This window comes from Streptomyces pseudogriseolus (assembly GCA_002154585.1).
GTDB lineage: Bacteria > Actinomycetota > Actinomycetes > Streptomycetales > Streptomycetaceae > Streptomyces > Streptomyces pseudogriseolus.
Genome location: MUNG01000002.1, coordinates 36,496 through 50,420, shown reverse-complemented (window position 1 = coordinate 50,420; position 13,925 = coordinate 36,496). Strand labels below are relative to the sequence as shown.

The following is a 13,925-nucleotide window of genomic DNA, read 5'->3' as shown; positions in this document are numbered from 1 at the left end:
CTGCTGTGTACGTTCAGCAAGATTCCCTCTGGTGTCAGGGTCCATGCCCGGCCAGTCCGCGGCGAATGACGGGGTAGGCGATGCGCGAATCCGTACAGGCAGAGGTCATGATGAGCTTTCTCGTGTCGGAGGAGCTTTCCTTCCGCATTCCGGTGGAGCTGCGTTATGACACCTGCGATCCCTACGCGGTGCGGCTGACCTTCCACTTGCCCGGAGACGCCCCGGTGACGTGGGCGTTCGGCAGGGAGTTGCTGGTCGACGGCGTGGGACGGCCGTGCGGCGAGGGGGATGTGCGGGTCGCGCCGGTCGACCCCGACACCCTGGGCGAGGTGCTGATCCGGCTCCAGGTGGGCAGCGACCAGGCGCTGTTCCGGTCGTCGACCGCCCCGCTCGTGGCCTTCCTCGACCGCACCGACAAGCTGGTGCCGCTGGGGCAGGAAGGGGCGCTCGCCGACTTCGACGCCCACCTCGACGACGCGCTGGACCGCATCCTCGCCGAGCAGAGCGCCGGCTGACGCGTTGAGCCGATCGGGTGGGCTCTTGGCGTAACGCTTCAGCGCACCCCCGGGTCCCCGGGCTCTCCCCGTGGACGGGGTGCGTCAGCGTTTGCGGCGCCGTCCCCGCCCGCCCCGCGCCACGGCCGGCCGGGGCTCCGGCGCCGGACCGGCCGCCTGTTCGCGCGCCGCCGTCTGCCCGGGCACCACGGCACGGTCCGCCGGACGGTCGGCCGAGACGACCAGCGTCGCCAGGGCCGTGGTCACCGGCACCGAGGCCACCAGGCCGATCGAGCCGATCAGCGTGCGCACGATCTCCTCCGCGACCAGCTCGCTGTTGGCGACCGTGCCCACGCCGCTCTGGGCGACCGAGAACAGCAGCAGCAACGGCAGCGCGGCGCCCGCGTAGGCGAGAACGAGGGTGTTGACCACGGACGCGATGTGGTCGCGGCCGATGCGGATGCCCGCGCGGTACAGCGCGCGGCGGCCCATCGCCGGGTTGGCCTCGTGCAGCTCCCACACGGCGGACGTCTGGGTGACGGTCACGTCGTCGAGCACGCCGAGCGAGCCGATGATGACACCGGCGAGCAGCAGACCGCTCATGTCGATGTCCGGGTAGAGACCGTGGATCAGGCCCGTGTTGTCGTCGGTGTTGCCGGTGAGGGCGGACCAGCCGATGAACACCGAGCCCAGAACGCCGATCAGTGACAGCGAGACCAGGGTGCCGAGTACCGCCACGGAGGTGCGGGCCGACAGCCCATGACACAGGTACAGGGCGACCAGCATGATCAGGCTCGCTCCCACCACCGCGACGACCAGCGGGTTCGAGCCCTGAAGGATCGCCGGCAGGATGAAGAAGTTGAGCACCAGGAAGCTGATCGCCAGAGCCACCAGCGCCATGACGCCCCGCAGCCGCCCCACGGCCACCACGGCGAGCGCGAAGACACCGGCCAGCAGCGCCAGGGGGAAGCGGCGGTTCACATCGGCGACCGAGTACTGGAGGTCCGCCGGCGCCGAGGGCTCGTAGGCGACCACGACACCCTGGCCCTCGCTCAACTGCCGGGTCTGGTCCGGCTGCACGATCTCGGTGAACGTCCGGCCCTTGTCCTTGCCGGTGTCGACGCGGATCGTCGCCTTCTTGCAGGTGCCGTTCGCCTGCTGCTGCGCGGAGGAGCCCTCGGCGGTGGAGGTGTCACCGGTCGGGACGCCGGCGGAGGGATTCGCGGAGGCGCAGTTCACCGCCACCACCTCGGTGACCGTGGCCTGCTGTGTCTGGCGGTCGAAGCCGACACCGGTGCGTTCGTGGGCGGGGGTGCCGCCCGGCCACAGGACGGCCAGACCGATGAGGACCGCCGCGGTGAAGGGGATGAGGACCGCGGCGATGACCTTGCGCAGGTGGCGCGAGACGGGAGCGGCCGGGCCATGACTGTGGCTATGGCCGTGGTTGTGCCCGTGCGCCTGCCCGCCCGGCGTCCCGGGGGCGTTCGACAAGCGGTGCGAGCCGGTGTGTTCGTGCACACCTGTGCGTCCCGGTCCGGGACCGTGCCCGTGCCGCTGCCCGGGGTCGTGCCCGGGCCGGGCGCCTGCGCCGGGCGGGGGCTCGGACGGCGGGAACGGAGGCGGAGAGTTGGAGGTCACCGACCGATCATCGCAAGAAGGAAGGGTGCCCTCTGTTCACCGCGCCAGAAAGGACGCTAGCGTGGAGGCACCTTTTGTACACGCGGGAGCTCGGAGCACCGGGCTGAGAGGGCGCTGACCTCCGTCCCTGCGATGTTCCACGTGAAACATCACCGACAGCGGGTGATGTTTCACACGGGACGTCGGCAGACGGAAACCGCTGCGTCGACCGCCGAACCTGTTACCGGGTAATGCCGGCGTAGGGAGTAGGTCTCATGACCAACAAGGACGCACGCACGCCTGCCTCCACGCAGAACCCGACGGAGACGTCAGAGGCCACGGGGGCCGGGAAGTCCATCGGCTGGCACAAGGCATACGTCGAGGGCAGCCGCCCCGACCTGCGGGTGCCGGTCCGTCAGGTGCATCTCACCAACGGGCAGTCGGTCACCCTGTACGACACCTCGGGCCCGTACACCGATCCGCTCGTCGACACCGACGTCCGCCGGGGACTGGCCCCGGTGAGGGAGAACTGGATCGTCGCCCGCGGCGACACGGAGGAGTACGCGGGCCGTCCCGTCCGGCCCGAGGACGACGGAATCAAGCACACCTCACCCCGCGGAGGACTGCGCAACCTCGACGCGGTCTTCCCCGGCCGGCCGCGACTGCCGCGCCGGGGCCGCGCGGGGAAGGCCGTCACGCAGCTCGCGTACGCACGCAGGGGCGAGATCACGCCCGAGATGGAGTTCGTGGCGATCCGGGAGAACGTCTCCTCCGAGGTGGTCCGCGAGGAGATCGCGGCGGGCCGCGCGGTGCTGCCCGCCAACGTGAACCACCCGGAGACCGAACCGATGATCATCGGCAAACGGTTCCTGGTGAAGGTCAACGCCAACATCGGCAACTCGGCGGTCACGTCCTCCATCGAGGAGGAGGTGGAGAAGATGACCTGGGCGACCCGCTGGGGCGCCGACACGGTCATGGACCTCTCCACCGGCCGCAACATCCACACCACACGCGAGTGGGTGCTGCGCAACTCTCCCGTCCCCATCGGCACCGTGCCGCTCTACCAGGCGCTGGAGAAGGTCGACGGCAAGGCCGAGGAACTGACCTGGGAGATCTACAAGGACACGGTCATCGAACAGGCCGAGCAGGGCGTGGACTACATGACGGTCCACGCGGGCGTCCGGCTCGCCTACGTGCCCCTCACCGCGAACCGCAAGACCGGCATCGTCTCGCGCGGCGGCTCGATCATGGCGGCGTGGTGCCTGGCGCACCACAAGGAGTCGTTCCTGTACGAGCACTTCGAGGAGCTGTGCGAGATCCTCGCCGCGTACGACGTCACGTACTCGCTCGGCGACGGTCTGCGGCCGGGATGCATCGCGGACGCCAACGACGAGGCGCAGTTCGCGGAGCTGCGCACGCTGGGCGAACTCAACCGGATCGCCAAGCGGCACGACGTGCAGACCATGATCGAGGGCCCGGGACATGTCCCGATGCACAAGATCAAGGAGAACATCGACCTCCAGCAGGAGATCTGCGAGGAGGCGCCCTTCTACACGCTCGGCCCGCTCACGACGGATGTCGCGCCCGCGTACGACCACATCACCTCGGGCATCGGGGCCGCGATGATCGCCTGGTGGGGCACGGCCATGCTCTGCTACGTCACGCCGAAGGAGCACCTGGGGCTGCCCAACCGGGACGACGTGAAGACCGGCGTGATCACCTACAAGATCGCGGCGCACGCGGCCGACCTCGCCAAGGGGCACCCGGGCGCCCAGGAGTGGGACGACGCGCTGTCCGACGCGCGCTTCGAGTTCCGGTGGGAGGACCAGTTCAACCTGGCCCTCGACCCGGACACGGCCCGTGAGTTCCACGACGAGACCCTCCCGGCGGAGCCGGCGAAGACGGCCCACTTCTGCTCCATGTGCGGGCCGAAGTTCTGCTCGATGAAGATCTCCCAGGACATCCGCCGTGAGCACGGCGGAAGCCGTACGGAGATCGAGGAGGGCATGGCCCAGAAGTCCCGGGAGTTCGCGGAGGCGGGCAACCGCGTCTATCTGCCGATCGCGGACTGACGAGGGGAGAGGCGGTGACGGCGGCCCCGGCCGCCGTCGTCACCGCCTCCCGGCCGGTCACGTGACGCCCAGCGCCGGGCGGTGGGACGTGGGGCGGGCGCGTCCGTGTGAGGGCGCGCCGTGGGTCATCTCGTGCTTTCGGGTGAGGATGGGCAGACTGGGGCCATGGCTGCGAGGGCGATGAGCAAGGGGTCCAATCTTCCCGTCGAGGCGCCGGTGGTGCGGGCCGAACTCGCCTGGTCGGCGGGGCCCGGTGTGCCCGACATCGACGCGTCGGCGCTGCTGCTCACGTCGGTGGGGCGGGTGCGTGACGACGGGGACTTCGTGTTCTACAACCAGCCGCGCCACACTTCCGGGGCCGTGCGGCACCTGGGCAAGCGGCACGCCGACGGGGCCGCCACCGACATGGTCGAGGTGGACCTGCGTTCCGTGGAGCCGGCCGTCGAGCGGATCGTGCTCGGGGCGTCGGCCGACGGTGGCACCTTCGGCCAGGCGCCCGGGCTGGTGCTGCGGCTGCTGGACGCCGGCTCGGGCATCGAACTCGCCCGCTTCGACATGGCGGCCGGGTCCGAGACCGCCTTCATCGGCGGCGAGCTGTACCGGCGGCAGGGCGCGTGGAAGTTCCGCGCGGTCGGGCAGGGATACGCCTCCGGCCTGGCCGGACTCGCCACGGATTTCGGCATCACCGTCGACGACCCCGCCCAGACGCCCCTCGTCGCCGCGCCCCTGCCGCCTCCACCGCCCGCCCCGGCACCGCGCCCGTCCGGCTCCACCCGCTTCACCAAGGGCGAGGAACAACTGCCCGTCGACATGCGCAAGCGGCTCTCCCTGCGCAAGGAGCAGGTCGCGGTCAGTCTGCGCAAGCACGGGGCCGCCGAGGTCACCGCGCGCGTGATCCTCGTCCTGGACGCCTCCGGGTCCATGTCCTTCCTGTACTCCAAGGGCGTAGTGGCCGATGTCGTCGAGCGGATGGCGGCGGTCGCCGCCCAGCTGGACGACGACGGGGAGATGCAGGCCTGGACGTTCGCCTCCAACCCGGCCCGGCTGCCCGACCTGCGGCTCGGCGAGCTGCCCGAGTGGCTGCGGCTGCACGTCCGCGTGGGGGAGATCTCCCTGTTCCGGCGCAAGCGCAAGAAGGGTCTCGATCCGAGCCAGGTCGACATGCGCGACGTCGGCATCCAGAACGAGGAGCAGAAGGTCATCGCGGAGGTACGCGCGTACGTGCGGGAACATCCGACGTCCGCCCCCACGCTCGTGCTGTTCTTCTCCGACGGCGGCGTCTACCGCAACGCCGAGATCGAGGCGCAGCTGCGCGAGGCCGTCGAGGAGCCGGTGTTCTGGCAGTTCGTGGGGCTCGGGCGCGCCAACTACGGCGTGCTGGAGCGGTTCGACACGCTGCCCGGGCGGCGCGTCGACAACGTCGGCTTCTTCTCCGTCGACGACATCAGCACGGTCCCGGACGCGGAGCTGTACGACCGGCTGCTGTCCGAGTTCCCGCAGTGGATCAGGGCGGCGCGCGGGGCGGGCATCCTCTGACGCCCGGGCCCCCGGGACGTACGCCGGCCGTCCGGCGTGCGTCCCCGTCGCGCTGCCGTGACCGCTACTCCGGCTGGTGTTCCGGCCCTCCGAAGTCCGGGCTCGAGTAGTCCGGGCTGGAGTAGCTGGGGCGGGTGCCCCGGTGCACCCCGTCCTCGGGGCTGGAGAAGCCCGGCCGGTCGTACCCCAGGTGCGGGATGCGGCCGGCGGGCGCGGGCGGCACCGTGTGCTGGAGTGCCGTGGCGTCCGCCGGGCCCTGGAGCGCGTCCCGCAGGAACGGCACGATGCCCCGTTGCAGCAGGGCCTCGTGCCAGGCGTCCCTCGCCTGGGCCACTTCTTCGTCGAGTTCCCGGTACGTCCCGCCGAGCGCCGAGGGCTTGTTGCGCAGCGCGGTGAGCAGCAGGCCCGCCCCGGCGACGAGGATGGCGACCGCCGTGACCGCGCCGAACACCCAGCCGGTGGTCAGCATGGTGCGGGCGAACTCGTTCTTCGAGTCGAGCGTCCGCAGGGCGAAGCCGACGAGCAGGAAGATTGCGGCGGCGGTCCCGGCCAGGACCGGCGCCAGGACGGCGAGGACGGCCGCCACCCCCGCTCCGGCGGCCTCGGCCATCTCGCCCATCGACGCGGCGAACCCGGCCGCGCCGGTGGAGCCCGCCTCGCCGCTGCCCGCGTCGCGCACGGCCGGGGTGACCGTGGGCGGCCGTCGTGCCTCTTCGCGGACCTTCACGTAGTGCTGGTACTCGGTCGCCGCGGCCGCGCTGATGAGCGCGGTGGCGTTCAGCGCCATCGTGCGCAGTTGCTCCGAGTTGAGCCGCTGTCCCACAGCGGCCAGCTCCGGGTGGTGTGGTGCGGAGCGCAGCGCCTCATCGAGAATCCGCTCGTAGTCCTGGCGGTCCTCGCTCAGCAGGTGCTGCGGAACGCTGTTCATGTGCATCCCCCGATGCTCCGTAGGGCTTGGGGCTCGGCATGCTGACGAGCCGTCGGGCAGAAACGGAGGGGAGCCTGCTACGGATAAGCCGATGGTAGAGCGGTGACGGCGCGCGGTGACAGGGGGTCTGCGGAAATTGCCGTCCCCGGGATGCGGTCGCGGGCCGCCGCAAGACGGCCCGCGCGTCTCTCAGTTGGTCAGCGGCAACTGCCGTACCAGCAGTTTTCCTGCCATCGTGACGCCGCCGTCCATCGCGATGGCGAGTCCGTCGGCGTACACGTGAGGTTCGGCCACCACGGGGCCGTTGTCGTCCTCGCCGTCCTCGGAGCCGACCTCGCCCAGCAGATACGGAATCGGGCTGTGGCCGTGAACGACCCGGGTGCCGCCGTACGTATTGAGCAGGGAGCGCACCGCGTCGGCGCCGCCCTCGTCGCGGAAGGAGAACCGCTTGGTGAACTTGCGGAAGAGGTCCCAGACCTCGTCGGCGTCGTTGCGGGTGAGGGTCTCGCGGACCGTGTCGTTGACCTCTTCGATCGAGCGGCCGTAGTCGAGGTAGGCGGTGGTGTCGGAGTGGAGCAGCAGGTGACCGTCGACCTCCTCGACGGCGTCGAGGCGGGCCATCCACTGGAGGTGGTGGTCCTGGAGGCGGTCCATGTCGGTTTTCTGGCCGCCGTTCAGCAGCCAGGCCGCCTGGAAGGTGGCGGTGCCCGCGCCGGAGTTGACGGGCGTGTCGCCGAACCGCTTCGCGCCGAGCAGCAGCAACTCGTGGTTGCCCATGAGGGCCTTGCAGTAGCCGCCGGCGGCCGCGGCCTCGGCGGACAGCCGCATCACCAGGTCGATGACGCCGATGCCGTCCGGGCCCCGGTCGGTGAAGTCGCCGAGGAACCACAGGCGCGCGGTGCCGGCGCACCAGTTGCCCGCGGAGTCGACGAGGCCCTGCTCCTGGAGGGCGGCCACCAGCTCGTCGAGGTAGCCGTGGACGTCGCCGACCACGTACAGGGGGCCCTTGCCGGTGGCGGGCTGCGGGGCGGCCGCGGGGTCGACGGTCACCTGGACCGTGTCACCCCGGTTGATGACCGGGAGGTCCCGCTGGGTGGGCGTGTACCCGTCCGGGTACGCCTCCTCGGCCGGCGGGGCGACGTCGCCGGGGTGCGTGCCGCTGTGGACGTACGGACCGGTCTCGTGGACGTACGCGGGTACCCGGAAGTCGCGCAGCGTCGCCGTCCGCTCCACCTCGGGTCCCTGACCGGCCCCCTGAGTCATCGACCCCTCCACCATCGCGCCGCATCTGCACCGCGTCGGACTGCCTGGTCGCAGCGGCCCGCGGTGTCGTGGGCCCATCATAGGAATGCGGATCGCGCCATGTGATGACCCAGGGGTGGTGAATCAGAACAGGACTCCGTTTCACCGTGGCTTTTGTCCTTTTTGTGGTGGTCTCCGGCCGATCGAATGATGTTCGACACCGGTCCGCGGACGTCCCCCGAACGCCCCACGGACCCCCGACCGGGCTGCGCCCGCACCCGGCCGGTAGTCCGGCTTCCGTTTCCGGGACGGTGTCCGCGCCTGTGCCGGTCGTCCGTCTTCCGGGGCCCGGACGGTCTCCGCGCCCGTGCCGGTCGCCCTGCTTCCGGGGCCGCGCCGGTGCGGTGGGCTGCCGGGATCCCCGGTCCCGGTATCCGGCCCTTCCGGTGCGCGGCCGGGCCCGGGAGCCCGAGCGGGCCGGGTTCCGCCTCGCCTCACCCCTCCGGAAGCGAGGCGTCCCCCTGGTCCGCGGACCCTTCGCGCCGCCGGGCGTTCACGTCCCCTGCGGCGACCTCGGCGGGCTGACCGTCGTGCGGGGCGGCCGGCGCTGGGAGGACGTGCGCACGATCAGCTCGGTCGGTATCACCTGCTCGACCGGCTGGTCCGAGTCGACCCCCTCGATGGCGTCGATCAGCAGCTGTACGACCGCCGTGCCGATGCGGCGGGGTTTCAAGGAGAGCGTGGTGACGGGCGGCTCGGTGTTGGCGTAGACCGTGGACTCGCTGCAGCAGACGAGGAGCAGGTCCTCCGGTACGCGCAGTCCGTAGCGGCGGGCCGCAGCGAGCAGGTCGGTGCCGTTGGGGTCGAAGAGGCCGTAGACCGCGTCGGGGCGGTCCGGGCGGGCGAGCAGCCGGTCGGCGGCGACGGCTCCCGCGCACGGGTCGTGCGCCGGGTAGGCCTCGTACACCGGGTCCTGCCCCACCCGCTCGCACCAGCGCAGGTAGGCGGTGGTCGACAGGTGGGTGTACGTGTCGGTGGTGGTGCCGGTCAGCAGGCCGATGCGGCGGGCGCCGGCGTCGGCGAGGTGGTCGAGGATGCCGAGCACGGCGGCCTCGTGGTCGTTGTCGACCCAGGCCGTGACCGGCAGGGAGCCGGCCGGGCGGCCGTCGGAGACCACGGGTAAGCCCTGGCGGACCAGCTCGCTGACCACCGGGTCCTGGTCGGAGGGGTCGATGACCACCGTGCCGTCCAGGGCCACGTTGGACCACACGTCGTGACGGGAGGTCGCGGGCAGGATGACGAGGGCGTAGCCGCGGGCGAGCGCGGCGGAGGTGGCGGCCCGCGCCATCTCGGCGAAGTACGCGAACTCCGTGAAGGTGAAAGGTTCATCCCCGTACGTCGTCACGGTCAGGCCGATGAGTCCGGACTTCCCGGTGCGGAGCGTTCGGGCGGCGGCCGAGGGGCGGTACCCCAGTCTGTCGGCCACCTCGCGGACGTGGCGCCGGGTGGCGTCCGGGAGCCGGCCCTTGCCGTTGAGGGCGTCGGAGACGGTCGTGATGGAGACTCCGGCGGCGGCGGCCACGTCCCTGATGCCCGCTCGACCCGGCCGGCTGCCTCGGCGTGAGGTTTCCGCGCGGCTCACCTGGTGCTTCCCTGCTGCTGTCATGGCGAGCCGATAGTAGGGCTCATGCGGTGGGGTAGGGCGGACGCATATGCACGCGTCGACAGGCACGTTTCTGCATGATCATTTAGCCTCAATCGCCTCGGAAACCACGGGTGTTGAGCGCCCCGACACCGGACCCTGACGTGTCGGTGCATGCGCGCCTGGCGAGGGTGCGATGTTGCGAAGAGGTCTCAACTCACCTGCACGGGTGATGCGCGCCACGGCGTGAACCACCGGCGCGTAGATATATGTGCGGCGCGCCCCTGACACGCACGTCCTTCGCACCCGTACGGGCGATGTTGCCCGTGTTGTCCGTGTGACGGACGAGAAGGCGGGAGCCGTCGTCGCCCCTATACGCAGCGACGCCGAATCCTCATAAGGTGAGGAGTATTGGATGTCGGCGGCGGTCATGGCCGCCGGTCTTCGCGAGGAGGACTGCGGTGAGCGAGACGAGCCCCAAGCTGCGCGCCGAGCTGGAGGGGATCCCCACCTACAAGCCGGGCAAGCCCGCGGCGGCCGACGGGCCGGTGGCCTACAAGCTGTCCTCCAACGAGAACCCCTACCCCCCGCTGCCGGGCGTGATGGAGACGGTGACGGCCGCCGCCGCCGCCTTCAACCGCTACCCGGACATGGCCTGCACCGCTCTCACGGCCGAGCTGGCCGAGCGGTTCGGGGTGCCGGCCTCTCATGTCGCCACGGGCACCGGCTCGGTCGGCGTGGCCCAGCAGCTGCTCCAGGCGACCTCGGGACCCGGCGACGAGGTGATCTACGCCTGGCGCTCCTTCGAGGCGTACCCGATCATCACGCAGATCAGCGGCGCCACGTCCGTGCAGGTCCCGCTGACCGAGGGCGATGTGCACGACCTGGACGCGATGGCCGACGCGATCACCGACCGGACCCGGCTGATCTTCGTCTGCAACCCCAACAACCCGACCGGCACCGTGGTGCGCCGGGCCGAGCTGGAACGCTTCCTCGACCGGGTGCCCGGCGACGTCCTGGTGGTGCTCGACGAGGCCTACCGCGAGTTCATCCGCGACCCCGAGGTGCCGGACGGCGTGGAAATCTACCGCGAGCGGCCCAACGTCTGCGTCCTGCGCACCTTCTCGAAGGCGTACGGTCTCGCCGGACTGCGCGTCGGTTTCGCCATCGCCCACGAGCCGGTGGCCGCGGCGCTGCGCAAGACGGCGGTGCCGTTCGGCGTGAGCCAGATCGCCCAGGAGGCGGCGATCGCCTCGCTGCGGGCCGAGGACGAGCTGATCGGCCGCGTGGGCTCCCTGGTCTGTGAGCGGAACCGCGTGGTCGAGGGGCTGCGCGCCCAGGGCTGGACGGTGCCCGAGACCCAGGCCAACTTCGTGTGGCTGCGGCTGGGGGAGCGCACCGTGCCGTTCGCGCAGGCGTGCGAGCAGGCGGGCGTGGTCGTCCGGCCGTTCCCCGGCGAGGGCGTACGGGTCACCGTCGGGGAGACGGAGGCGAACGACATCTTCCTGAAGGTCACGGAGAAGTTCCGCGCCCAGGGCTGATCAACCGAGGGCGTCACCGGGTCCGACCTGCGGAGACGGGAGCGGTCGGCGGTTCGTCCGCCGGCCGCTTCTCCGTGTCCGGGGCCGGGGCGGCCGCCTCTCGTCCCGCGCTTGCGCCTCACCCGTCCGGGCGTGACCGAGGAAGGGGTTGACGTCACACAGGACCCCCCTTCCAGGTCGTAAAAGCAGTGAGTCATAATTGCTTGTGAATGTGAACGCGTTCACAAGCGCATCCCGTTTCCTCCCGAGATGGACGGGGATGGAACGGGCCCGCGGCTGCTGCACCACGGCGAAGTAAGGAGCGACGACGTGGATCTGGCACTGGCGCCGGAGACCCTGGCGCGATGGCAGTTCGGCATCACCACCGTCTACCACTTCCTCTTCGTTCCCCTGACGATCTCGCTCGCCGCCCTCGTCGCCGGGCTGCAGACCGCCTGGGTGCGGACGGAGAAGGAGAAGTACCTCAGGGCGACGAAGTTCTGGGGCAAGCTCTTCCTGATCAACATCGCGATGGGTGTCGTCACCGGGATCGTGCAGGAGTTCCAGTTCGGGATGAACTGGTCCGACTACTCGCGCTTCGTCGGTGACATCTTCGGCGCCCCGCTCGCCTTCGAGGCGCTGATCGCCTTCTTCTTCGAGTCCACCTTCATCGGCCTGTGGATCTTCGGCTGGGACCGGCTGCCGAAGAAGATCCATCTGGCCTGCATCTGGATGGTGTCGATCGGCACGCTGCTGTCGGCGTACTTCATCCTCGCCGCCAACTCCTGGATGCAGCACCCGGTCGGCTACCGGATCAACGGGGAGAAGGGCCGCGCCGAGCTCACCGACTTCTGGCTGGTGCTGACCCAGAACACCACGCTCAACCAGGTCTTCCACAGCTTCTCGGCGGCCTTCCTCACCGGCGGCGCCTTCATGGTCGGTATCGCGGCCTTCCACCTGCTGCGCAAGAAGCACATCCCGGTGATGCGCACCTCCCTGCGACTCGGTCTGGTCACCCTGGCGGTCGGCGGACTGCTCACCGCGGTCAGCGGCGACACCCTCGGCAAGGTCATGTACGAGCAGCAGCCCATGAAGATGGCCGCCGCCGAGGCCCTCTGGGACGGCGAGGAGCCGGCGCCCTTCTCCGTCTTCGCCTACGGCGACGTCGACGAGGGGCACAACAAGGTCGCCCTGGAGATTCCCGGCCTGCTGTCCTTCCTCGCCCACAGCGACTTCGAGTCGTACGTGCCCGGCATCAACGACACGAACGAGGCGCTCCAGGAGAAGTTCGGGCCCGGCGACTACAAGCCCATCGTGCCGGTCGCCTACTGGGGCTTCCGCTGGATGATCGGGTTCGGCATGGCCTCCTTCTCGCTGGGCCTGCTGGGGCTGTGGCTCACCCGGAAGAAGTTCCTGCTGCCGGCCGCGTACCGCACCGGCGAGGACGAGGTGCCGCATCTCGTGCTGCTGAAGCGGCCGCTCGGCTCCCGGCTGACCCGGCTGTACTGGCTGGCCGCGGTGTGGACGATGGCCTTCCCGCTGATCGCCAACGCCTGGGGATGGATCTTCACCGAGATGGGCCGCCAGCCCTGGGTCGTCTACGGCGTGATGCAGACCCGGGACGCGGTCTCACCCGGTGTGTCCCAGGCCGAGGTCATCACCTCGATGACCGTCTTCACCCTGCTCTACGCCGTCCTGGCCGTCATCGAGGTCAAGCTGCTCGTCAAGTACGTCAAGGCGGGGCCGCCCGAGCTGAGCGACTCCGACCTCAACCCGCCCACGAAGCTCGGCGGCGACCTCCGTGACGCCGACAAGCCGATGGCCTTCTCGTACTAGGCCGAGGGAGCTGCACTGTCATGGAACTGCACGACGTCTGGTTCGTCCTCATCGCCGTCCTGTGGACCGGCTACTTCTTCCTCGAGGGCTTCGACTTCGGGGTCGGCGTCCTGACCCGGCTGCTGGCCCGCGACCGGGCCGAGAAGCGGGTGCTCATCAACACCATCGGCCCGGTGTGGGACGGCAACGAGGTCTGGCTGCTCACGGCCGGCGGCGCCACCTTCGCCGCCTTCCCCGAGTGGTACGCCACCCTCTTCTCCGGCTTCTACCTCCCGCTGCTGGCCATCCTGATCTGCCTCATCGTCCGCGGCGTCGCCTTCGAGTACCGGGCCAAGCGGCCCGAGGAGACCTGGCAGCGCAACTGGGAGACGGCGATCTTCTGGACCTCGCTGCTCCCCGCGTTCCTGTGGGGCGTCGCCTTCGGCAACATCGTGCGCGGGGTCAAGCTCGACGCCGACTTCGAGTACGTGGGCACCGTCTTCGACCTGCTCAACCCGTACGCCCTGCTGGGCGGCCTGGTCACGCTCACCCTGTTCACCTTCCACGGCACGGTGTTCACGGCCCTCAAGACGGTCGGGGAGATCCGCGAACGGGCGCGGAAGCTGGCCCTGAAGGTGGGGCTGGTCACCGCCGTGCTGGCGTCGGTCTTTCTGCTCTGGACGCAGATCGAGAGCGGTGACGGGGCCGGCCTGGTCGCGCTCGGTGTGGCGGTCGCCTCGCTGGTCGCCGCCCTGGCGGCCAATCAGGCAGGGCGTGAGGGATGGTCGTTCACGCTGTCCGGCGTCACCATCGTGGCCACGGTGGCCATGTTCTTCCTGACGCTGTTCCCGAATGTCATGCCCTCCACCCTGGACCCGGAGTGGAGCCTGACCGTCACCAACGCCTCCTCCAGCCCGTACACGCTGAAGATCATGACCTGGCTCGCGGTCATCGCCACGCCGCTGGTGCTGCTCTACCAGGGCTGGACCTACTGGGTCTTCCGCAAGCGGATCGGCACCCAGCACATCGCCGACTCCGTGCACTGAGGGTGTGTTTCAC

At 70.3% G+C, this 13,925-nt stretch carries 10 protein-coding genes; 6 read left to right on the top strand and 4 right to left on the bottom strand.

All coding sequences use genetic code 11. The features are described from left to right. The first annotated feature begins 80 nt into the window (after window positions 1-80). Complete coding sequence (locus CCN29_RS00210; RefSeq protein ID WP_019525340.1) at window positions 81-515, top strand: SsgA family sporulation/cell division regulator; 435 nt, start codon at window positions 81-83, stop codon at window positions 513-515. An 84-nt stretch (window positions 516-599) separates the two neighbouring features. Here the strand turns inward: CCN29_RS00210 and CCN29_RS00205 are convergent, their stop codons facing one another. Then, window positions 600-1,985, bottom strand: a complete 1,386-nt coding sequence (locus tag CCN29_RS00205) for a YibE/F family protein (protein WP_420711888.1) — start codon at window positions 1,983-1,985, stop codon at window positions 600-602. A 401-nt stretch (window positions 1,986-2,386) separates the two neighbouring features. On the opposite strand from CCN29_RS00205, the gene thiC reads away from it, so the two are divergent. Then, complete coding sequence (gene thiC / locus CCN29_RS00200; RefSeq protein WP_086679433.1) at window positions 2,387-4,183, top strand: phosphomethylpyrimidine synthase ThiC; 1,797 nt, start codon at window positions 2,387-2,389, stop codon at window positions 4,181-4,183. A 165-nt stretch (window positions 4,184-4,348) separates the two neighbouring features. After that, a complete protein-coding gene (locus CCN29_RS00195; protein ID WP_031018180.1) occupies window positions 4,349-5,719 on the top strand; it encodes a VWA domain-containing protein in 1,371 nt (456 codons plus the stop codon). Between the two features lie 64 nt (window positions 5,720-5,783). Here CCN29_RS00195 and CCN29_RS00190 read toward each other — a convergent pair whose 3' ends face one another. The 3 genes from CCN29_RS00190 to CCN29_RS00180 all read right to left on the bottom strand — a co-directional run bounded on the left by CCN29_RS00190 (window position 5,784) and on the right by CCN29_RS00180 (window position 9,555). Then, the gene (locus tag CCN29_RS00190; RefSeq protein WP_006134027.1) at window positions 5,784-6,653 is read right to left on the bottom strand and encodes a hypothetical protein; all 870 of its coding nucleotides are present in this window, start codon (window positions 6,651-6,653) and stop codon (window positions 5,784-5,786) included. A gap of 183 nt (window positions 6,654-6,836) precedes the next feature. Beyond that, window positions 6,837-7,925: a metallophosphoesterase gene (locus CCN29_RS00185; protein WP_086016180.1), complete on the bottom strand. Its 1,089-nt coding sequence runs from the start codon at window positions 7,923-7,925 to the stop codon at window positions 6,837-6,839. A 517-nt stretch (window positions 7,926-8,442) separates the two neighbouring features. Beyond that, a complete protein-coding gene (locus CCN29_RS00180) occupies window positions 8,443-9,555 on the bottom strand; it encodes a LacI family DNA-binding transcriptional regulator (RefSeq protein ID WP_078492901.1) in 1,113 nt (370 codons plus the stop codon). 437 nt (window positions 9,556-9,992) lie between these two features. Between CCN29_RS00180 and hisC the strand changes: the two genes are divergently transcribed. From hisC to cydB, 3 genes are all read left to right on the top strand, one after another. Continuing rightward, window positions 9,993-11,072 (top strand): histidinol-phosphate transaminase, encoded by a 1,080-nt coding sequence (hisC, locus tag CCN29_RS00175; RefSeq protein WP_006134024.1) that lies wholly within the window; start codon window positions 9,993-9,995, stop codon window positions 11,070-11,072. Window positions 11,073-11,381: 309 nt separating this feature from the next. After that, window positions 11,382-12,887: a cytochrome ubiquinol oxidase subunit I gene (locus CCN29_RS00170; RefSeq protein WP_006134023.1), complete on the top strand. Its 1,506-nt coding sequence runs from the start codon at window positions 11,382-11,384 to the stop codon at window positions 12,885-12,887. Window positions 12,888-12,907: 20 nt separating this feature from the next. Further along, window positions 12,908-13,912: a cytochrome d ubiquinol oxidase subunit II gene (gene cydB / locus CCN29_RS00165; RefSeq protein ID WP_031018189.1), complete on the top strand. Its 1,005-nt coding sequence runs from the start codon at window positions 12,908-12,910 to the stop codon at window positions 13,910-13,912. Window positions 13,913-13,925 lie beyond the last annotated feature (13 nt).